This is a genomic window from Bacillus sp. SIMBA_154, assembly GCF_046536015.1.
Taxonomy (GTDB): Bacteria; Bacillota; Bacilli; order Bacillales; family Bacillaceae; genus Bacillus; species Bacillus pumilus_P.
Genome location: NZ_JAWJBV010000001.1, coordinates 84,234 through 103,182, shown reverse-complemented (window position 1 = coordinate 103,182; position 18,949 = coordinate 84,234). Strand labels below are relative to the sequence as shown.

General features: G+C 40.3%; 27 protein-coding genes and 1 tRNA gene. 6 read left to right on the top strand and 22 right to left on the bottom strand.

All coding sequences use genetic code 11. The annotated features are described in order from the left end of the window. Positions 1–48: 48 nt before the first annotated feature. Positions 49–375 (top strand): YqzG/YhdC family protein, encoded by a 327-nt coding sequence (locus R0K30_RS00595; RefSeq protein ID WP_099726655.1) that lies wholly within the window; start codon positions 49–51, stop codon positions 373–375. A gap of 33 nt (positions 376–408) precedes the next feature. Here the strand turns inward: R0K30_RS00595 and R0K30_RS00590 are convergent, their stop codons facing one another. The 9 genes from R0K30_RS00590 to R0K30_RS00550 all read right to left on the bottom strand — a co-directional run bounded on the left by R0K30_RS00590 (position 409) and on the right by R0K30_RS00550 (position 5,654). Next, positions 409–597 carry a YqzE family protein gene (locus R0K30_RS00590; protein WP_008360237.1) on the bottom strand — a complete coding sequence of 63 codons (189 nt, stop codon included), beginning with the start codon at positions 595–597 and terminating at the stop codon, positions 409–411. A 59-nt stretch (positions 598–656) separates the two neighbouring features. Further along, entirely contained in the window at positions 657–1,040 is a 384-nt protein-coding gene (locus R0K30_RS00585; protein ID WP_099726654.1) for a competence type IV pilus minor pilin ComGG, read from the bottom strand. Further along, a complete protein-coding gene (gene comGF / locus R0K30_RS00580; protein ID WP_257213624.1) occupies positions 1,030–1,566 on the bottom strand; it encodes a competence type IV pilus minor pilin ComGF in 537 nt (178 codons plus the stop codon). Before comGF ends, R0K30_RS00585 begins: the two co-directional genes overlap by 11 nt. Continuing rightward, positions 1,481–1,756: a competence type IV pilus minor pilin ComGE gene (comGE, locus tag R0K30_RS00575; RefSeq protein WP_256499678.1), complete on the bottom strand. Its 276-nt coding sequence runs from the start codon at positions 1,754–1,756 to the stop codon at positions 1,481–1,483. Before comGE ends, comGF begins: the two co-directional genes overlap by 86 nt. A 19-nt stretch (positions 1,757–1,775) precedes the next feature. Further along, positions 1,776–2,222 carry a competence type IV pilus minor pilin ComGD gene (comGD, locus tag R0K30_RS00570; RefSeq protein ID WP_099726651.1) on the bottom strand — a complete coding sequence of 149 codons (447 nt, stop codon included), beginning with the start codon at positions 2,220–2,222 and terminating at the stop codon, positions 1,776–1,778. Continuing rightward, positions 2,215–2,508, bottom strand: a complete 294-nt coding sequence (gene comGC, locus R0K30_RS00565) for a competence type IV pilus major pilin ComGC (RefSeq protein ID WP_008360227.1) — start codon at positions 2,506–2,508, stop codon at positions 2,215–2,217. The genes comGD and comGC overlap by 8 nt, the downstream gene beginning before the upstream one ends. 16 nt (positions 2,509–2,524) lie before the next feature. Beyond that, positions 2,525–3,565: a competence type IV pilus assembly protein ComGB gene (comGB, locus tag R0K30_RS00560; RefSeq protein ID WP_410608564.1), complete on the bottom strand. Its 1,041-nt coding sequence runs from the start codon at positions 3,563–3,565 to the stop codon at positions 2,525–2,527. Continuing rightward, entirely contained in the window at positions 3,546–4,616 is a 1,071-nt protein-coding gene (gene comGA / locus R0K30_RS00555; RefSeq protein WP_099726649.1) for a competence type IV pilus ATPase ComGA, read from the bottom strand. The genes comGB and comGA overlap by 20 nt, the downstream gene beginning before the upstream one ends. A 177-nt stretch (positions 4,617–4,793) precedes the next feature. Then, on the bottom strand, positions 4,794–5,654 hold the full coding sequence (locus R0K30_RS00550) for an STAS domain-containing protein (RefSeq protein ID WP_099726648.1): 861 nt from the start codon (positions 5,652–5,654) through the stop codon (positions 4,794–4,796). A 99-nt stretch (positions 5,655–5,753) separates the two neighbouring features. On the opposite strand from R0K30_RS00550, the gene R0K30_RS00545 reads away from it, so the two are divergent. Further along, positions 5,754–5,824: transfer RNA gene (locus tag R0K30_RS00545), tRNA-Gln, on the top strand. A gap of 55 nt (positions 5,825–5,879) precedes the next feature. Here R0K30_RS00545 and R0K30_RS00540 read toward each other — a convergent pair. After that, the gene (locus tag R0K30_RS00540) at positions 5,880–6,260 is read right to left on the bottom strand and encodes a Spx/MgsR family RNA polymerase-binding regulatory protein (RefSeq protein ID WP_034319603.1); all 381 of its coding nucleotides are present in this window, start codon (positions 6,258–6,260) and stop codon (positions 5,880–5,882) included. Positions 6,261–6,460: 200 nt separating this feature from the next. Between R0K30_RS00540 and R0K30_RS00535 the strand changes: the two genes are divergently transcribed. Further along, on the top strand, positions 6,461–6,703 hold the full coding sequence (locus tag R0K30_RS00535; protein ID WP_003217440.1) for a DUF2626 domain-containing protein: 243 nt from the start codon (positions 6,461–6,463) through the stop codon (positions 6,701–6,703). A gap of 48 nt (positions 6,704–6,751) precedes the next feature. Here the strand turns inward: R0K30_RS00535 and R0K30_RS00530 are convergent, their stop codons facing one another. Further along, the gene (locus R0K30_RS00530; RefSeq protein ID WP_099726647.1) at positions 6,752–7,390 is read right to left on the bottom strand and encodes an MBL fold metallo-hydrolase; all 639 of its coding nucleotides are present in this window, start codon (positions 7,388–7,390) and stop codon (positions 6,752–6,754) included. Between the two features lie 158 nt (positions 7,391–7,548). Here R0K30_RS00530 and R0K30_RS00525 point away from each other — a divergent pair, with 158 nt between their 5' ends. After that, positions 7,549–7,722, top strand: coding sequence for a DUF2759 domain-containing protein (locus tag R0K30_RS00525; RefSeq protein WP_003217333.1), 174 nt, complete (start codon positions 7,549–7,551; stop codon positions 7,720–7,722). A gap of 24 nt (positions 7,723–7,746) precedes the next feature. Here R0K30_RS00525 and R0K30_RS00520 read toward each other — a convergent pair whose 3' ends face one another. The 10 genes from R0K30_RS00520 to rpmG form a co-directional block, all read right to left on the bottom strand. Beyond that, complete coding sequence (locus tag R0K30_RS00520) at positions 7,747–8,061, bottom strand: MTH1187 family thiamine-binding protein (protein WP_099726646.1); 315 nt, start codon at positions 8,059–8,061, stop codon at positions 7,747–7,749. Positions 8,062–8,138: 77 nt separating this feature from the next. Next, a complete protein-coding gene (locus tag R0K30_RS00515; protein WP_410608560.1) occupies positions 8,139–9,392 on the bottom strand; it encodes an MFS transporter in 1,254 nt (417 codons plus the stop codon). Positions 9,393–9,548: 156 nt separating this feature from the next. Continuing rightward, a complete protein-coding gene (locus R0K30_RS00510; RefSeq protein WP_410608558.1) occupies positions 9,549–10,673 on the bottom strand; it encodes a M14 family metallopeptidase in 1,125 nt (374 codons plus the stop codon). Between the two features lie 84 nt (positions 10,674–10,757). Next, positions 10,758–12,677 (bottom strand): LTA synthase family protein, encoded by a 1,920-nt coding sequence (locus tag R0K30_RS00505; protein ID WP_230030393.1) that lies wholly within the window; start codon positions 12,675–12,677, stop codon positions 10,758–10,760. 212 nt (positions 12,678–12,889) lie between these two features. Continuing rightward, on the bottom strand, positions 12,890–13,843 hold the full coding sequence (locus R0K30_RS00500; protein ID WP_410608556.1) for an ROK family glucokinase: 954 nt from the start codon (positions 13,841–13,843) through the stop codon (positions 12,890–12,892). Between the two features lie 13 nt (positions 13,844–13,856). Next, positions 13,857–14,060, bottom strand: a complete 204-nt coding sequence (locus R0K30_RS00495; protein ID WP_099726641.1) for a YqgQ family protein — start codon at positions 14,058–14,060, stop codon at positions 13,857–13,859. A gap of 70 nt (positions 14,061–14,130) precedes the next feature. Then, the gene (locus R0K30_RS00490; RefSeq protein WP_410608553.1) at positions 14,131–15,669 is read right to left on the bottom strand and encodes a rhomboid family intramembrane serine protease; all 1,539 of its coding nucleotides are present in this window, start codon (positions 15,667–15,669) and stop codon (positions 14,131–14,133) included. Positions 15,670–15,755: 86 nt separating this feature from the next. Next, positions 15,756–15,929 (bottom strand): hypothetical protein, encoded by a 174-nt coding sequence (locus tag R0K30_RS00485; protein ID WP_410608551.1) that lies wholly within the window; start codon positions 15,927–15,929, stop codon positions 15,756–15,758. Positions 15,930–16,070: 141 nt separating this feature from the next. Continuing rightward, complete coding sequence (locus R0K30_RS00480; RefSeq protein WP_099726639.1) at positions 16,071–16,631, bottom strand: 5-formyltetrahydrofolate cyclo-ligase; 561 nt, start codon at positions 16,629–16,631, stop codon at positions 16,071–16,073. A 48-nt stretch (positions 16,632–16,679) separates the two neighbouring features. Further along, on the bottom strand, positions 16,680–16,829 hold the full coding sequence (gene rpmG, locus R0K30_RS00475) for a 50S ribosomal protein L33 (RefSeq protein WP_008360061.1): 150 nt from the start codon (positions 16,827–16,829) through the stop codon (positions 16,680–16,682). A 449-nt stretch (positions 16,830–17,278) separates the two neighbouring features. On the opposite strand from rpmG, the gene R0K30_RS00470 reads away from it, so the two are divergent. Then, a complete protein-coding gene (locus tag R0K30_RS00470) occupies positions 17,279–17,626 on the top strand; it encodes a hypothetical protein (protein WP_003217285.1) in 348 nt (115 codons plus the stop codon). Then, positions 17,623–18,123 carry an endolytic transglycosylase MltG gene (locus R0K30_RS00465; protein ID WP_099726637.1) on the top strand — a complete coding sequence of 167 codons (501 nt, stop codon included), beginning with the start codon at positions 17,623–17,625 and terminating at the stop codon, positions 18,121–18,123. Before R0K30_RS00470 ends, R0K30_RS00465 begins: the two co-directional genes overlap by 4 nt. Positions 18,124–18,166: 43 nt before the next feature. Here the strand turns inward: R0K30_RS00465 and pstB are convergent, their stop codons facing one another. Beyond that, positions 18,167–18,949 (bottom strand): phosphate ABC transporter ATP-binding protein PstB, encoded by a 783-nt coding sequence (gene pstB, locus R0K30_RS00460; RefSeq protein ID WP_099726636.1) that lies wholly within the window; start codon positions 18,947–18,949, stop codon positions 18,167–18,169.

Sequence of the window (18,949 nt, the reverse complement as noted above, 5' to 3'; positions counted from 1 at the left end):
TAAAAGTGTAGGATTTGGTCAGGATAATAACTGATGAGGTGATGTTAAGTGAAATATAGAAAAATCATGATCATGCTCAGTTTACTGTTGGGTCCTGTCATACAAGACGCCAAACCTGCAGATGCGAGAGGATTCACTACTGCCGCAGATCAATGGGAAACAAGAGCTGTCAAAGAAGCAAAGAAAAGATATCCGTTAGCACAAGTCTTATTTAAACAAAAAGTATGGGACAGGCATCGGGAAAAAGAATCTGTGAAACAGTATCATATTACGTTAAAAGATCATGCCAAAGAATTTGGGGTATTTGTCACCATTTCCTATAACCCTTACTCAAACAAGGTCAATAAAGTCATTGTCGTTGAAGAATACAGCTAAAGCGGCACAAAAAAACCGCCTGCTGGCGGCTTTTTACTTTTGTCGATGTCGTTTTTTTAGCATCATTGAAAAGCCAAACGGCAGAACACCAAATAAACGCTGTGAAAATGGCGGTTTTGTTTCCATCTTTTCTTGTTTATGTTCCTTCCGTTCGTCACGTGGTGTATTCATATATTTAATGATTTCCTGTGTCATATATTTTACATAGTCATTTGTTTTCAACGAACATTCACCTCTTCTTCCTTAAAGTGTTACCAGGAAGAGTGTGATTTTATACACTGCTAATCAGGGATTGTCCATTTCATAATTTCACCGGTCTTCCCATCCATCACCAATTCCCGCTCATCTGCTAAACCATCCTTTGTTTTAACGCCGACCAGCATATGGACATGTTTTTTCTTTTGATCGCACCCGATCTGTTTCAATGTCACACGTCCTTCTTCAGTGTCCACATGAGTATTCGGCTGATCACAAATACGATTTAATTTGCTTGCAGCCTCACTTACACCCATTCTAAATAGCTGCTGTTTTTTATAAAAGGAAATCGTCAGCTCTGCACTTTTCAGCTCATTTTGAAACCCAATCGTCATCGAGCCTAGGATCAAAAGGAAGAAAAGAATCGTAGCAAGTACGTGCGGATAGATAAACCCTTCTTCACTTTTCACGTTTTTTAGGAACCACTCCTTTATATGTGAAAAAAATGGCTTCATACACCTTACCAGATACATCTGTGACTTCAAGGATTGTTGTTTGCTGATCTGTTCTGACGCGAAATTGTTTCACCTTTTGCAATAAAGGAAGATGCCCCGCCTGATCCATTCGCTTCCGCAGCATCTCTTGATATGGCTCAACCCTCACAACTCGCCCTTGGTCGGAAATATACTCTAACACTTTTCCTTCTTTCACCGCTCTAACAGCCAGTGCACGGCTTAATTCCTCCTCTAATTGCAGTACAGTTTGCTTCCACTCCATTTGTGAAAATTGGTTGATTTCTTCAAATGGATGGGCTTTCTCTGCAACAGAAAAGATGAGCACACAGCCAAAAGAAAGGAACAGAAATAGTTGCAATTGCCACAAAGCTTGTACAAGTGTAAATCCCTGTTCATCATTCAACATGACGAAAGCATATCGTCTTCTTTTTGTGTACTTTGTATGATACACATCCCCTCTGCTTACTCCAATGGAGTTCATATGTGATCTCGCCTCTCTTCTTTTTGACGGATGGCTTTGTACCTTCTATGAACGCTTCGTTCATATGTTCATGTAACACTTGGTAAGCTTCAAGTTTTGCTCTTAATTCCTTTTTTCCCATCATTAGTTTTTCATAGGCTGGCATGAGCACAAGAGCTGCAAATAGAAAGGTATGGCAAGCTAACAGCATCTCAAACGTACTAAATCCTCTATTGTTTTTGAACATGGATCCGCCCGCTCCCTAAATAAATCGTGAGTTTATAAGTTTGACTGCCAAATTGAACAATGAGAGATCCGCCGCTGCTCGGATGTCCATTTACATTAAAGTGGATCCCCTGTGGAAATGTAGAATGCTTGATGATGCCTTTTTTATGCTGATGAGAAGCAATCACCTCATCACCATTTTGATCTATTATTTGATAGGATACATGGTGTGGATGAATGTCAACATTCACACGGGTTTTTTTGATAAATGCCGTATAAGCAGCCAATTGGAGATCTTGTTTCATGATGTTCACTTGTTTTTTTGCTTCAGCACTTTCTAATATACTTGGGACTTTTCCTCCTATGACCGACAATAGAATAGATAAAACAAGTAAGATCATGAGCTGTTCAATGAGGGTAAAACCCTTCTCATGTAAAAGCAACTTATTCATGCTTCACGTCGCCGTTTTGAATGACAATGGCTTTTCCATTAGGACAAGTTAATCCCTTTTTGACATAGCCTTCTTTTTCTAATTCAGCTAAAGATGGTGTCTTGCCATCATGCTCTAATTCATATGCCATCACCTGTGTACTCACCATTGATTTGAGCCCTTCACAGCCCTTCGCTTGAATGCTTTGATGGTGACGTGTGATATTCGGAATGGTAATGAGTAAAAGAATGGAAATCACGAGCATGACAATTAACATTTCCAACAGTGTAAATCCTTTATCATTCATGCCTTTGTCCTCCTCCTCACACTTGTTCCATTAGTTGATACATCGGTAAAAGAATAGATAAATACACAATGAGTATAAGGAGCGCTGTCAAACCATATATGACCGGCTGCAGCCATGAAACCCATTTTTCAATTTTCAGCTCTGCATTCTCCAATAGGAATTGACTATACGTGTACAATTCTCTTGCAAGCATCCCGCTAGCTTCACCATGCTTGATGACAGCTGCAAAATGTTTTTCGAAAAAAGGAGACCCGCTTAGTTGATGTTCCATGCTTTCTCCTTTTCTTAATTCTCCAATCATCTGTTCAGATATTTCTTGAAGAAAGGGTAAATAGCTTTGCTGTTTGAAAGCTTGCAAGCTTTCATACATCGATAATCCAGCTTGAAGAAGCCCGCTTAGCTGAAGGGAAAAAAGATACGTATGCATCAGCTGCATCCCTTTATATAACACAGGCAGCCTGCTCATCACTCTCAGTTTCTCAAGGGCTGACTTTTTCCTAAAAAAGACATGATAATATCCAGCCAAAAAGATACACATACAGCCTATGATGAGGAGGAAAGCGTGTAGGAATTGAAAGAGTCCAAACATCCCTTGGATCAGCCATGACATGCGGGTATCCATCGATGAGTACAATAAAGAAAATTGAGGAATGATCATCTGCTGAACAAGTATTAGCACAACCAAGACCGTAAAGACGAGGAAGATCGGGTACCGTAACATACGTTTGAACGTGTCTAACTGCTTGATTTTTTTCTCTAAAAAACGTGAGCTTTGCTCAAGAGCGCGTGCTAGGCTGCCATGCTTCTCTGAAAAACAGAGAATGGCGATGACTTCCCGCTGAAAATGGAGTCTCTCCAGCACCACATAAAAAGACTCCCCTTCAAGCAGCCACTGAATGCCTCTTGTTAATAGCTGCTGTTGCTTCTTTGATAACTGGATATTCACCATCGTTAATGCCTCAATCAATGTATATCCAGCTTGAATCAATTGAGCAAGTTTTGATAGAAATTCAGCTTGTTCTCTTCTAGACCAGGCTTTAGAGACTCGCTTCTTCATAAACCCAGCGATGATATGTGTTTTTCGATAGATAGCCCAGTGCCACTCCTTTACGAATTAATCTTTGCAGTGTTTCATATGACGAGTGAGCATATTCTCCTTTGGCCTCTTTGATACACTCACCAAGCTCCTTTCCGTAAAGTAATTCAAAAACATTCGTTCGTCTGACCGGTCGATTTAATTTGCAATATAGCTGACACGTTTCCCCGCAAAATGGACACGTGAGCTCGATTAATCGCTGTGCAGCAATCGCAACCATTGTTTGTTCGAGCTCATTCATCGTCACACCAAATTCAAGCATTCGGTAAAGGGCACCTTTTGCATTTTTCGCATGCAGCGTACTCATCACTAAATGGCCTGTCAGTGCTGCTCTAATTGCCGTTTTGGCTGTTTCAGCATCTCTTATTTCTCCTAGCACAATCATATCTGGGTCATGTCTTAAAATAGCGCGTAATCCCGCCGCATACGTGATGCCTGCTTTTTCATTGACTTGGACCTGTAACACTTCTTCATTTCTTGTTTCCACAGGATCTTCAAGTGTAATAATATTTCGGTTGAAATGCTTTTTTGCAAACTGTATCAATGAATAAAGTGTTGTTGTTTTCCCTGAATTGGTTGGCCCAGTAAATAAAATGAGTCCATGCGAATGATTCAAAAATGATAATAATCTGGCTGAGGCTTTCGGAAATAACGACAGATATTTTGTTTTCGGGATATGATCCTGCGGTAAAATCCTAATCACTAAACTTTCATCATTTACAGTCGGTAATGTAGACATTCGAACAAACACTTGGCCAGTTCTCAGCATCACAGCCAATGACCCGTTTTGCGGTCTCCTTTTTTCGCCGATATCCATGGAGGATAAAAATTTAAAATGAGCAATTAACCGTTCCCCGCTTTTTTTATCAATGGCTCGCTGCTGGATTAAATCTGAGTCTACACGGAAAGATACCGAAGCTTCCTTTTCTTTTGGGACAATATGAACATCAGATGCTCTCATGCGGCATGCTTCTTCTAGCAGCTCTTGTCCCAAATATTCAATACCATACAAGTGGTTCACTCCTTTCTCTGACCCTATTGTAAGATGGAGGAACCCGTCTGACAAAAGCGCATTTCACGATTTTAATGACTGATAAAGCGTTAAAATCCTTAACTTAGGATGCATTTTATTAAATATAAAAAAAGAGCAAATCAAAAAACCTGACTTTTACAAGTGCAGGTTTTTTGATCATATTGCCTCTTCAAAGATACGGAATCCTCTCTTTTCTAACGCTTTTGCAAGGCTATGTTCAGTATTTACTTTTGAGAAATCAATGCCAAGTTTGACAACTGTCTGAGCAATCTCTGGCCGGATACCTGAAATAATCGTCTCAATTCCTAGAAGCTTCGCACTATCAACCACTTTAAAGAGCTGATAAGCAACCATTGTATCAACAACTGGTACGCCAGATATATCAATAAATAAATGGATCAAACGCAGTCTTGAAGCCTGTTCTAGTACTGACTCCAAAATAATTTTGGCCCGGTACGTATCAATTTCGCCGATCAGCGGTAAAATCCCGATCTCTTTTGATACTGGAATAACAGGGGCACTAAGTTCTTGGATCATTTCTCTTTGTGCATTTAGCTGACTCAGTGTCACGCGGTCATATTCTTCTGATAAACGCTCAATCATATCATCAAACGTCCCGTGAAAATGCTGATTCCATCCGCACACATCTTGCAGCGTCACTTCTAGCTCTGTTTCTTGTGTGAATGTCTCGATTCTCGAACAGAAGATGTGGCGGAATACCTTAAATTGGCCGATGATTTCATATAAGGGCACCTCGTGAACTGCTCGATCACGAGCGATATCAACAGACCACTTTTTCAAATGGTTCTCTGCTTTGTCTGATACCTTTACAAGCGTCGCTGCAATGGTTTGAATAAACGCTGTGTTTTGTTCCTTCAGTTTCTTTTCTGTCTCCTCTGAAGCATGTTTAGAGTATAATGAACCTTCTTCTGTTCTTGTTTTCAACCATTCTTCGGTCATGACAGGCGCTTCTTTTAGAATAAATTCATATAATTGTTCAGATTTTTCATTTTTCATTTATTTCTTTCGCTCCTTTTTCACTTAAAACTAGTGACAAACCAAACTTTATGTATAAATGACCGCAGATGGTGAACAATATCATTACACGTTTGATATTGGGCTATAGCCAAGTGGTAAGGCAATGGACTTTGACTCCGTGATCGTTGGTTCGAACCCAGCTAGCCCAGTTCAGCACAAAAACGAAGACGGCTGAAGCATGTTTCAGCTGATCTTCGTTTTTTATTAGGAAACCGATTGATGAATCGCTTTCTTTTTTGATATTTTCATGAGTTCCCCGGGATTATAGCCAACCACTAATTTATTCCCATCAATGATGATCGGTCTCCGCAGCAACTTTGGTTTTTCAATGAGAAGCTCAAGTACCTCGTTTACTTTTAAATCATTAATATTTAAATTTAAGCTTTTAAAAGCTTGGCTTCGCGTGGCTAAAATTTCATCCATTCCCTCTGTCGTTAAGGAAAGAATCTTTTTTAATTCATCTAGAGTTGGCGTTTCTCTGAAAAGGTGACGCTCTTTAAAATCAATTTGATTCGCCTTTAGCCAATGTTTTGTTTTGCGGCAAGACGTGCAGCTCGGGTATGAATAAAAAGTAATGTCACTCATTAGTCTTCCTCCTTAGGTCGTTAACCTTTTCTCTTATGGAGTAAGTACCCTTATGTATTTAGGCATAAACACTTTTTCAAAAAATTTTTTTCATCTTACTAAATAAATGTTCACACGTTGTCAAAAATGTAAATGTTTACATAACAAGTGATGATCAGCTATAATATGAATCAAAGGGGTTTTTAAGGGGAGGGAAAGAAATGAATCGCATGTTCCGCGTGCTTGGCTTTTGGACGGGTATTTTTGCTGTCATGTTCTATTTAGGACATATGAAAGATGCATCCTTGCTGTTCTTCGGTCAAACCGTTCTTTTTGTATTTTTATCCTACTTGAATTTATCCGAAAGAATGTATATTTACATTTTCGGAGCGTACTTGACGATTTTCTTTGCCGGATTTACATATTATTCGATTTTCATCATGGTTCCCGGTACCGGACATTAATAGAAAAAAGCATCTCATTGAGAAGAGATGCTTTTTTCATACCTACATTTAAAGAGAAAAACCATGAATAAACGGATTTTGTTCCTGCTCCGTGAGCACAGTTGTTTCCCCGCCATGTCCACTTAAAACGAGAGTGGATTCTGGCAATGATAACAATTTGTCATGAATCGATTGAAGCAGCACTTCCTGGCTGCCGCCCACTAAATCTGTTCTCCCGATGCCGCCTTGGAATAAAGCGTCACCAGAAATGACAAATCCCTCCTCCGCCGAGTAGTAAGACATACTGCCTGGTGAATGCCCAGGTGTATGGAATATGTCTAATGTAAACGATCCGATTTGAAGAGTACCTTCTGACGTAATCAATTTTTCAGCTTCTTTGACAGTAATTCCATTTCCAATCAATCGAGCTGAGCCGTTTAACTCAGCATTCGTGAGCCACTCTTTTTCATGTTCGTGTACATATAGTGGCACTCCCCACTCTGCACGCACCTCATCTGCCGCACCAATATGATCAAAATGGGCATGTGTCAGTAAGACAGCGAGCGGTGTGAGCTGTTTTTCTTTCACATAGGAAATCAGCTTTTGCGCTTCACCACCTGGATCAAAAATTAAGCATTCTCCCTGCTCGTTTTTCCAAATATACGCATTTGCTTGTACATAGCCTAGTGGCATTCTTCTCCAATTCATTTTTCATCACCTACTTTATTCATTCTTTTTTATTATGAAGGCTATTCAATAAAAATTCAAACAATCGTCAACTGGAATCTACTCGACAAGCTTTATGAAAACGGTTAAAATGAAAAGAAAGGAAATCAAGGGGATTGATGACAAAGGGGGATTTTCATATGATGCTCGTCATTATTTTCGGTCTAGTCACGATTTTAGCCGCTCTCGGCATCTATCGCTCACTTAAAAAAGTGAACGTACTTGCCATCGCTTTTGCTGGCGCTACATTTTTGGTTTTTGGATGGTTTACTGTCATGACCATCATCTATAGCGGTTATCCAACTGCACATTAAAAGCCTGCATGTAGCAGGCTTTTTTTATTGATTCAAGTGCTTATTCACGCTTTCTAATTTGCTTGTAAGGGTTGTTGTTTGATCCCGTCTGTCATCAATGCGGATATTGGTTGCTACTCTGTGTAATCCCTTTTCAAAAGGTGCCTCATGAATGCGCTGAATGACCTCAAATAAAACGGATAATTCACCTTCAATTAACGTATTCATAGGTGTTAACTGATATTTGATTTTCCCTTCTTGTTGAAAGCCTTCCAAAATTCTTTGTACATCTGCTACATATGAACTCACGCTTGGTGTTTCAGTTCCTATTGGAATGATGGTGACATCTGCTATGGCCATGTTTCTTGCTCCTTTCAATTGAATCCTCATGTTTCCTCGTCCTCATTGTAACCTATCCTCATTTAAAAAAGCCATGATCACGTTGCGTTTAAGCCAGGTTTGTCTCGTTCTATCGTCAAATCCGTCCTCTCTACCTTCCCAATCTTTGTGAACAGAAGCAGGCAGATACCAGAAACAGCTTCAATGATCCTTCCTGCTGCAATAACGTACCCAGAACCAAATAGAGTGGCCATATAGCCGCCGATGAGGGCACCTAACGGAATCATTAAGTAGGAGATCATGTTGATAATCGCATATACCTGCGGCTGATCCTCTGCCTTCACTGACAATTGAATCATCGTATGTTCGGGAACATTGACTGCACTGATGGCTGCGCCTAAGGCAAAAGCTGATATAAACACAAGTGGTAATAATGCGTTCATTCCTGTGATGAAGAATGCGATTCCATCAACGATCCCTGCGCCTATAAACAGCAATCCATACCGATTCACTTTGATCTTTGTCAAAACAAACCCCATCAAAAATGCGCCTAGTGCTGTTGTGACTTTGATCAATGAATAAACCACCGGTCCACTATTTAATTCTTCTGTCAAATAAATAACAGACAATGCTTCCCAGGGCGCTGCAGCGAAGTTTGAGCAGACGCAAAAAATCGCTAATGGAAACAAAATATGATGGCTCCTAACAAGTGAAAATCCCCTCATTAATCTTTTGCCATATGATAGCCCTTTTTTGCCTTTATCAATGATGACTTCTGTTTGATATGTAATCATTAAAACCAATAAAGCTGATATGAGGTAAAGAGGAATGATCACAAGCATTGTATACCCTACCCCCACAAACGCGATCATGACACCACAAACCGTAACCGTCACAAGCCTTACCACATGACTTGCTGATTGGATGGTTGCATTCGCTTTTTGTATGACGTCCTCATGCACAAGCTTTGGAATAATTGATACCGACGCCGGTTCATAGGAGCCTCCTGTCGCCGAATGCAGCAGCATACCGCCAATGATGAGTGCTAATGGGGAAAAACCATGAAAGTAACTGATCACGATCACAAGGATAATCGCTCCTCGCGTTAAATCAGCAAAGCACATCCAGAATTTCAATTGATGCGGCCTCATCATTGGGGTAATAAATGGCCCGACGATCGCTTGAGGAACAAAGCTGACCGCAATAAAAAACGCTGTCCCTATTGCCCCTTTCCCGCCTAGCACTAAAAGCCACAAGATGGTGTTGAAAGATAAACTATCAGCAGTGATTTTGCACATTTTAGAAACAAATAAGTAAGTAAAATTTCTTTTCCACAGGCTTTGAGCACTCAATGATCGACATCTCCCTAAAACATATCCTTTTTTTTACATCTATTTCTTTCACAATAGCTTACAAGGAGGCCCTCGTCAATCACTTCAACGCTGTTTTTATTGACAATAAGAAATTGATTTATTTTCAAATGTTAAAAAACACCAGACAGGTGCTTTTTAACACTTACAAGCTTCCCATAATAGCCGCTTTGTTTTTTCATAAATGGAATCAAATTGATTCATGGAAAGAGGATTCTTCCCTAGACCAAGCTCCACTGTATAGCCCTCACTTTGAAATTGATAAATAAACCAATCACGATAGCCTGCATAGCTATCAAGGTATTGAATCGGTTTGTAGCCGCTCACCTGTTCGAATTGTTTGACCGTATCTTTGGATATCGCTGGTTCGTGGCCAAGAAAGCCCCAGTATATCTCTTCTCCTTGTGTATGAAGGGCGATCAGCCGGTCAAAGCGCTTGCGTAACGCAAGATTTGCCATCGCTTTCGCTTCTGGTTCTGTTAACGGCTGATCACCAGGAAAATCCCTATAAGACGGCACCTTCGGCTGATTACGGTAGTATTCGATTTCCCAATAAGCAGGAAATTGATTGTTTAAATCAACTCCTCGAATATTAGCTTTCCATTCTCTATAATCGGAAAACCCACCATTTAGCGATGTCAATTTTTCACTGCTTAGACCTAGTGATTCTGGGCCATTGCGAACCAAATCCACTCCATCTGGATTAACCATTGGCACGATGGATAGTGCGGTGGTTTGCAGTATATGAACCGCTTCATAATGTCTCGCTTGCACTGGATCAGACGCGGCTAAACAAAGGGATTTCAACCATTTTAATAAAACAGAGGTGGTGATCCATTCATTTGCATGAAAAGAGGCATTGAGATGAATAGAATGTAAATGCTGAGCTGGCTCTGTCCGAATTTCATAAATAGGCGTATCAAGCACTGAATGACCAATCACACTGATATGAAGAAAAGGAAATACGGCTTTCAAATGTCTTAACTCTTCTTCTAATTGAGCACTATCGTATTCAAATGTTCCGTTGATCCAATCATCTGATTGCTGCAGCCGGTAAGGTGAAATAAATCTCTGCAAATCACCTATGGAATGAAATGCATGGGTACCTTCTGGGAATCTATACCCCGGTAAAAGAAGATGCTCGGTACTTGTTTGATTGGATAAATGGAAAGCCGCTTTCCCTATTCCAAGCTGCTTTGCCACATCATCCAGCTTGGCTTCATCCAGCTGCCATTCAATTTTTCCAAACGACGTTGTCTTCATTTACATCCCTCCTCTCATACTATATGAGCCAGCATGCAAAAAAGAAAACCTCTGCTTCTAAAATAGCAGAGGTTTTCTCATATGTTAGGACGCCTTTTTCAGCTTACTCTCATCTTCTTTTTTGGAAGGTGAATGGTCCGGGCTGCTCCGGTCATAAAATCTAAGGAGATCCCCGTAGATAATTTGATCAGAGAATTGAAGCTCTTGCTTCGCCTTTTCTTCATAAGACTGACAAACGGTTTCATCGTCTCTTGGCTCGCCCGTTTCTTTATTGTAGCAAACACCGTCTGTGAAAATGCTGTCCTTCGTAATAAAGCTTCCATCACGGAGCACTGTAAAGTCATTTGTATCTTTCGATAATAGGTCATGACCAAATTGAATTTGCTTACTTGTATCAATTCCTAGAAGGTTGAGTACAGTTGGACGGATATCCACCTGACCACCCACCGTATCAATTTCTTTTGGATTCTTATCCGTTATCCCTGGTATGTGTACAACAAACGGTACTTTTTGAAGCTGCACTTCTTCAAATGGTGTAATCTCTTTATTTAAGAATTGTCCCATAGCTTCGTTATGGTTTTCTGAAATTCCGTAGTGATCCCCATATAAAACAAAAATGGAGTTGTCGTATAAACCTGCTTCCTTCATCTTTTCAAAGAAAATCTTAAGTGCCTCATCCTGATAACGCACGGTAGGGAAGAACTTGTTTAACGTTTTGCTCTTAGAATCATATTCATCAATAAGCTTATCTTCTTCGTCTAGATCAAATGGAAAGTGATTCGTTAATGTAATCAATCTCGTATAGAAAGGCTGCGGGATAGACTTCATCAATTCCGCTGACTGCTCGAAGAACGGACCATCTTTCAATCCCCAGCCAACTGAGTTCTCTTCATTCACATCAAATGAGTTAATATCAAAAAACTTATCGTAGCCAAAGCTATCGTAGATCAGGTCACGGTTCCAGAAGCTTTTGTTATTCGCATGAATAACAGAAGAGTGATAGCCCTCATCCTTTAACAGCTCAGGTATGGCTGTATACTCATTACTTGGATTTGTAAAGAACACGGCCCCTCTTCCAAGTGAGTAGAGAGAATTATCAACAATAAACTCTGAGTCAGAGGTTTTCCCTTGACCTGTTTGATGATAGAAATTGCTAAAGTTGTAACTTTTCTTGATTAATTTGTTCAAGAACGGGGTGATTTCTTTCCCATTCAATTTTTCGTTGACCACAAAGCTCTGAGTAGACTCAAGTGATACAAGAATGACATTTCGTCCTTTTGCTTGACCGAACGTTTTTTCGTTACGGTCGGTTTGATTCGCGCTTACATAGTTTTCAATTTCGGTTAAGTTATTGCTGTCAGCAAGAGCCCGTTGAGCGGACTGCTTCGATTGCAGAACCCCATCATAAATATGGAAGTTATATAAGCTAATATTTTTCACTAGCATCTCACGGTCGAATGAACGAGTTAACAGTTCTGGTCTTTCAGTTTCAGCCAAGCCAAGGTTAAAGAAGAATGTGGCTGCCACAAATAAGTAATATGCTGCTCGTTCCTTTCGTGAAATGGTGACATCCGTTCTAAAGGAAGGCTGTTTTTTATAGAGCCAAATTAAAATGATGATATCAACGAACATCAGCAAATCGACTGGTTCAATTAAAGAGGTAATACTTGACCCGAGATCACCCATATTGTTTGTTTGAAATAGGACGGGGATGGTTAGAAAATCACTATAGAATCGATAAAATACAATGTTGGCTAACAAAATGAATGTCAGGATAAAGCTCGTCACGATGATATATCGATTGCGATTTTTTTCTTTAAAGAATAAACCGATACCGAAGATAAACAAGAGAAAGCTAAGCGGATTAATAAACAGGATAAACTCCTGCATGAAATTTTCAATTTTGATATTAAAGCTAGATTTATAGATAACATAGGTTTTGACCCACATTAACAAAGTCGCAATCAGTAAAAATGACATCGCCTGTAATCTTTTCTTTCGCATTGTAACCTCCTTATGCTTGACACGCACTCAGGTTAGGGGCATACCCTAATTATTGGTGCTTCTTCAAAAACAACTAAAATATATCTTATCCTGTCTGTGCTGGAAAATCAATGTCTTTTTCCCCATGACAAACTTATGAATATGCTAAACATTCAATTTCATGCCCATATATCGCTTTTTTTAATAAAAATGACATCATTATGACTTTTTGTTCAGGACAGCCATTTATTTTTTGCCATCCATGCCCCGCCGATCACACCTGCATCGTTTCCAAGTGATGCAATGACAACCTCGACATCTTCAGCACAAGGCGGGAATGCATGATGTTTGACCACGTGCTCTACTTTACTGCGAAGAAGCTCTCCTGCTCTAGAAACACCACCGCCAATGACGATCTTTGTTGGGTTTAAAGCACTAGCAAGATTCGCTAGGACAAGTCCAAGGTGGGTCGTCACTTCTTCTACGACACGCATTCCAAGATTATCTCCGTTTTCTGCCGCCTGAAACACATCCTTTGCAGACAGCGAAGCGAGCGTCCCAAGTGAGGATGTATGCTGCTCGGTTTCTAATTTATCCTTTGCAAGTCGGACGATGCCGGTGGCAGACGCAATGGTTTCAATACAGCCTGTTCTTCCGCAGTTACACGGTGCTCCTTGAAATGGAACTGCACAAATATGGCCAATTTCTCCGCCAGCACCTGTTTCACCTTGAACAACCTCCCCATTTACGATAATGCCGCCGCCAACACCCGTTCCAAGTGTGACCATAAAGATGTTTTTTGCACCATCTCCTGCACCCTTCCACATTTCACCGAGTGCAGCAATGTTCGCATCATTTTCAATTACAGATGGAAGCCCCGTTTCGGCCTCTAAGTGATCTTTCAAAGGATAGTTTGTCCAGCCCAAATTCGTTGTTTTATAGACGATTCCGGATACTTTATCGACGGGTCCAGGTGCTCCCATTCCTATACCAATGAGAGCCGATTTTGGCATACTGATCTCAACCAGTTTATGATCAATTGATTTCGCAATATCGACTGTGATCGTCTGCCCAGATTTATCCGTAGGAATCTCCCACTTATGCTGAATCTCACCATATAGATTAATGAACGCAAGCTTAATTGTCGTACCGCCAAGATCAACCCCTACAAACCAATCCCCTGTCATATGCCCTCCACCTTCACATTGTTTTTCTATTTAATTTGGCCAATTCCATTTGAAGAATGGCCATTGCGTTTGACCATTCGTTTCGGTCTATGATTCCCGATGTATACATTTCCTTCAATTCATCTGCCATAAATTCTAACTCCACTTCACGATCTCCAAAATACACATAATTTCCAAATCTCATGAGCAGCTGCTGTACATCATATAACGTTTTCATTATTTCCACCATTTCTTTCAATCAACAGATAGGATAAGCGTATTCATAAATGCGCTTTCAGTCAAGTCATTCAACGTGTTTGAGTATTTTCGATATATTGTTTCAGCTTTAAAAATTGATCATTTTCAGGATCTTGTTTTAACGCTTTCTCAATTAGACTTTCTGCTTTTGCTGTTTCCCCTTTTTCTACGTACAACAATGATAAATGATACAGTTTATTCGGTTCATTTGGATCTTTTTCGAGCGACTTTTGCAAAAATTGTACCGCCTTGTCAAGGTGACCCAGCTGTGCTTCAGAGAGTGCATATATATGAAGTGCTTCAGCTGATGCATTCTTTTGGTACACATATTCCTCTAGACGTTTACTTGCTTCGCTATAGTTCTTATCATCAAATAAACTCGCTGCCTCACTTGTTGCCGCTGCTTCCTTTTGATCGTCGGAATGAAATCCTGTATACAATCCAAAACCACCAATAAGCAGAAGGAGAAGACTGGCAAGAAGCATTTTGACAGGCTGCAGCTGTTTAGGCAGGCGGACAGCTAAGGCTGCTAAAAAACCGCCAACAAGGCCGCCAAGGTGACCGGCATTATCAATACCTGATACGGTGAACCCTATTCCTAAGTTGATCAAGATGATCACAATAATATTTGTCCCCATCGTCCGAAAGAAAAGCTTGCGGTTAGAGATCGCTAAATATAACAGTGCGCCTAAACAGCCAAAGATCGCGCCTGATGCACCGGCTGCGATCGCCGTATTAAACAGAAAGCTCGCAATTGAGCCAAATATGCCGGACACCAAATAGATGAGCAAAAATCTTCCTGACCCATAAATTCTCTCAACAGCCGCACCAACGGACCAAAGAGCAAATGTATTGAAGAGTAAATGCGTCAAGCCAATGTGTAAAAACATCGGTGTAATCAGGCGCCACCATTCACCATCTAAGATCAGTACATTATTTTTAGCACCAAACGCAGTTAAAGTTGCCGTATTTGTACTTCCGCCAGACAGCTCAAGTAAAAGAAACATGACAACTTGAACAGCGATTAGCAAGTAGGTGAAAATCGGTCTGCCATTTTGAAAAACGGCCCGTTCTCGTTCCCGCTGCTTTTCCTGGTCGTCAAACGCCTGTAGCACGTTCATTTTAAGCTGCACGGCATCTTCAGCTGTATCTGTCTTCGCCTCTTCTACATCAACTGAAAGTGATGTATTCAGCCATTTTTGCAGCTCGTGCACATCGTTTTGAAGAGCTTCTTCATTGAATAAAACAGGTGTAATTGTCACCTTTTGTTTTTTATACGGCTGACCGTTTATATCTTTCCAAACATCTACTGGATCGTCAGCTGTAAATTGAAGCTGCAAGAGATGGAGAGATCGTTTACGCATGGCTTCTCTCAGCTGATTCATTCGAAACGTCTGCTCTTCAATATCTCGAACGATCTCCTGTCTAAAGTTCACATCTTTTCTATATAGACGGATGAGATCATACCCTGAGTTTCGTGGTGCTTCAAAAAATATTTCATCTTCTGGGTAAGGACTTTGAATCATCTCATATCCTTTTTGTCTTAGTTCATCAACAACTCGCCAAAATAGACTATCTATGACATTCATTTATTCGCGCTCCATTTTTTACATTATTATAACAAGAATCATTCTTATCCGCATTTCTGAACAAAAAAATCCCGGCTTTTGCGGGATTAGAATGCTTGGCAAATAAATTTCGTCCGAAAATATGGGATTTTCATCAGCCACTTAATAAAAAAGTGACGCACTTGATTTTGACCTAAGATCAAATTCATCAGCCGATAACGATTTTGCACGAGAACGAATGCAAACAGTGTGAACACAATGCTCCAAATCATTTTATTCATGATATTCCCTCCTATGTTCGTATCGTGGCTTAAATAGGATTTGTTTATACATGAACAGCCTTTTTTATCGGAAGTGATCACCTTTCCTATGGTAAAACGTCATCAACAAAAAATCCGCTCTTATGCGTAAGCAGCGGACTTTTACTCATGATATAACGGACCTTTCTCACTGACAATCATAGACACCGGTATGTCGTGCGTTTCAGCCGGAACATGCTCTATTTGCTGGACAGACAGACAAAGAGCAAGTGTTACGCCGTGATAGTCAGCTAAGAAACGGTCAAAATAACCGCCACCGTATCCAATACGGTAGCCTTGCTGATCGAAGCATACCCCAGGAACAATCACCAAATCGATCGCTTTTTTATGTACAGCTGCCGATGTTTCAGGGTCTGGTTCTGATAGCCCAAAGTACCTGGATGTCATCTTCGTTTGCGGTGTATATTCATAAAACGTCATCTCTTTCGTTTCCGGGAAACAGGTTGGTACGCACACTGTTTTACCTTCCTCCCACGCCTTATCAATCAGAGGTCTTGTAGGTACCTCTTTTCCTCTAGACATGGTCAGCGCAATCGTTTTCGCCTGTTTCCATGCGGTTAATTGAAACAGATGCTCATATAGTAAAGTCGTGTTTTGTTTAAATTCCTCAGAACTCATCTGCTCAAGCTTTGCTAATGTTTGACGCCGAAGCTCTTTTTTCACAAGGATCATCTCCCATCATAAAAAAACAGCAGGAAAATTCCCTGCTGCTTACTTTGTTTCACGATGTAAAGTTTGTTTTTTATCACGTGAGCAATACTTTTTGAATTCAACGCGATCTGGATTGTTTCGCTTATTCTTTTTAGTAATATAGTTACGCTCACCGCATTCAGTGCAAGCTAGAGTAATATTTACGCGCATATTTTTCCCTCCAAACTAAAATCAATTCACATTCAGACCTAACTATAATACCACTTCTATCTTAGGAATGCTAGAATGTTTTTCACCAATTTCATTTTTCGTGCATTCCACCCGCGTTCTTATCCGTATTGCACTGTCATTTCATGAAAAATCGCCCGCTCCCCTATAAAACCTCAGGCCTTTGTCGTACTGTATACATAAGAACCCCTCTTCTATCCACAGTCTTTTTTGATCTGTCAGCCTTCTTTTATTTTGACATCGAGCAAGGTTTTCATACTCGTTTTACATATAAAAAGAAAAATGATGAAAAAAAGGTGATTTTCTTCAGCAATTCCTTTTGAAACTAGCTTTTTTGTGGTATAAAAAAGAAGGGTCGAAAACTGTCTGAAACAATCATGAAAGCCTTTTTTGGCTTTCGGCATTAAAATATGAATAAAAGGTGATGAAACATGGAAATTGCAATTATCGGATTGCTTGTTGTCAGTATTGTACTGATCGCATTCTCATATTTTCAAAGAGAACCGATTAAAGAAGTCGAGCAGGAACTTGAAACACTTCAACTATCTGCAATGCAAGAAATCTATAAACTGAAAAAGAAAATGAAAGTCCTTGAAGAAGAATTGCTTGAAACAAACATCGTTGTCCGCAAGCATTCAGAAATTGATCCATCTATCGCAAGACAAATCATTTCAAAGCATCAAAATGGCATGTCTCCTGAGGCGATAGCACGCGCTGAGCATGTGTCTGTAGAAGATGTCAACATGATCATTAAAGACAACGAGAGGGTGCTTGTATGACGAAAAAAAGCATCCAAACGTTCGCAGCAGGTATGATTCTTGCAACTGGCGTTCTGGCCATCGTGTTTTTCCTCACAGGAAAAGATGAAGCAGCAGCTGATTCTACGACAAAAGAAACCCTCGCAGCGAAAGTGACAGACACTGACGTGAAAAATTATTTAGACTCTAAGAAAGAAGTATCCGTCAGCCGCGAAACGTATCAGCAGCTTCTTGATTATAAAGAAAAAGCGCTGAAAGCGAACGAAGACGGCGATTCTAAGAGCGATAAACAAACAACGGACAAGTCAAAAGGCAAATCGGTTAAATTCGTGATTAAAAACGGTATGAGCACAAGTGATGTTTCAGACATGCTTGAAAAAGACGGAATCATTAACTCGTCTAAAGATTTTAATGATTACGTGATTGACGCAGGCTACCATAAAGAAATTCGTGCCGGCAAATTCAATTTAAAAACAGGAATGACATTCAAACAAATCGTCAAAGCCTTAACAAAATAACATCTAAAATCCCCTGGCGGCGCTGACCTCCAGGGGATGTTTATTATCCAAATCGTCCAGATATATAATCATTCGTTCTTTGATCGTTTGGCTCTGAGAACATCACATTTGTATCATTGACCTCAACAAGCTCGCCCATCAAGAAAAAGGCAGTTCGATCAGATACCCTTGCCGCTTGCTGCATATTGTGCGTCACAATGGCAATCGTGTATTTCTCCTTCAATTTCATAATCAATTCTTCGATCTTTAATGTTGAAACAGGATCAAGCGCTGATGTGGGTTCATCCATTAATAGGATGTCTGGGCTTGTGGCAATCGCTCTTGCGATACAAAGACGCTGCTGCTGACCGCCGGAAAGACCTAATGCAGGCGCACTTAAACGATCTTTCACTTCATCCCAAAGTGCGACATCCCGAAGCGCTTTTTCAGCAATTTCTTTCAATTGCTGCTTGCTCTTCACTCCATGAATTCTTGGGCCATAAACGACATTATCAAAGATAGACTGAGGGAATGGATTTCCTTTTTGAAACACCATCCCGACGTTTTTACGCAGTTCTACTAAATCGACACGTCCTTTTAAGATGTTGTCGCCGTTATACATCATATCCCCTGTGATTTTCACACCTGGCACTGTTTTGACCATGAGATTCAAGGTTTTAATAAACGTTGACTTCCCGCAGCCTGATGGGCCGATAATCGCTGTGACTTCATGCTCTCTAATGGCTAAGTCAATATGTTTCAGTGCGTGGTGCTGACCATACCAAAGGTTCATATCATTCACACGAAACACTTCTTTTGCTGCTGCTTTAGTTGCTACTGCATTCAT

Bases quoted from the DNA above. Each gene is read 5' to 3' on its own strand.
- R0K30_RS00495 (WP_099726641.1), bottom strand. From the start codon at position 14,060: ATGAAAACGTTATATGATGTACAGCAGCTGCTCATGAGATTTGGAAAT.
- comGB (WP_410608564.1), bottom strand. From the start codon at position 3,565: ATGAAGAAGCGAGTCTCTAAAGCCTGGTCTAGAAGAGAACAAGCTGAA.
- R0K30_RS00490 (WP_410608553.1), bottom strand. From the start codon at position 15,669: ATGAATGTCATAGATAGTCTATTTTGGCGAGTTGTTGATGAACTAAGA.
- R0K30_RS00550 (WP_099726648.1), bottom strand. From the start codon at position 5,654: ATGAAAAATGAAAAATCTGAACAATTATATGAATTTATTCTAAAAGAA.
- R0K30_RS00500 (WP_410608556.1), bottom strand. From the start codon at position 13,843: ATGACAGGGGATTGGTTTGTAGGGGTTGATCTTGGCGGTACGACAATT.
- pstB (WP_099726636.1), bottom strand. From the start codon at position 18,949: ATGAATGCAGTAGCAACTAAAGCAGCAGCAAAAGAAGTGTTTCGTGTG.
- R0K30_RS00510 (WP_410608558.1), bottom strand. From the start codon at position 10,673: ATGAAGACAACGTCGTTTGGAAAAATTGAATGGCAGCTGGATGAAGCC.
- comGE (WP_256499678.1), bottom strand. From the start codon at position 1,756: ATGCTGTTAGCTTGCCATACCTTTCTATTTGCAGCTCTTGTGCTCATG.
- R0K30_RS00540 (WP_034319603.1), bottom strand. From the start codon at position 6,260: ATGAGTGACATTACTTTTTATTCATACCCGAGCTGCACGTCTTGCCGC.
- comGD (WP_099726651.1), bottom strand. From the start codon at position 2,222: ATGAATAAGTTGCTTTTACATGAGAAGGGTTTTACCCTCATTGAACAG.
- R0K30_RS00535 (WP_003217440.1), top strand. From the start codon at position 6,461: ATGAATCGCATGTTCCGCGTGCTTGGCTTTTGGACGGGTATTTTTGCT.
- comGF (WP_257213624.1), bottom strand. From the start codon at position 1,566: ATGAACTCCATTGGAGTAAGCAGAGGGGATGTGTATCATACAAAGTAC.
- R0K30_RS00465 (WP_099726637.1), top strand. From the start codon at position 17,623: ATGACGAAAAAAAGCATCCAAACGTTCGCAGCAGGTATGATTCTTGCA.
- R0K30_RS00525 (WP_003217333.1), top strand. From the start codon at position 7,549: ATGATGCTCGTCATTATTTTCGGTCTAGTCACGATTTTAGCCGCTCTC.
- rpmG (WP_008360061.1), bottom strand. From the start codon at position 16,829: ATGCGCGTAAATATTACTCTAGCTTGCACTGAATGCGGTGAGCGTAAC.
- R0K30_RS00505 (WP_230030393.1), bottom strand. From the start codon at position 12,677: ATGCGAAAGAAAAGATTACAGGCGATGTCATTTTTACTGATTGCGACT.
- R0K30_RS00485 (WP_410608551.1), bottom strand. From the start codon at position 15,929: ATGAATAAAATGATTTGGAGCATTGTGTTCACACTGTTTGCATTCGTT.
- R0K30_RS00470 (WP_003217285.1), top strand. From the start codon at position 17,279: ATGGAAATTGCAATTATCGGATTGCTTGTTGTCAGTATTGTACTGATC.
- R0K30_RS00520 (WP_099726646.1), bottom strand. From the start codon at position 8,061: ATGGCCATAGCAGATGTCACCATCATTCCAATAGGAACTGAAACACCA.
- R0K30_RS00530 (WP_099726647.1), bottom strand. From the start codon at position 7,390: ATGAATTGGAGAAGAATGCCACTAGGCTATGTACAAGCAAATGCGTAT.
- comGC (WP_008360227.1), bottom strand. From the start codon at position 2,508: ATGAATGATAAAGGATTTACACTGTTGGAAATGTTAATTGTCATGCTC.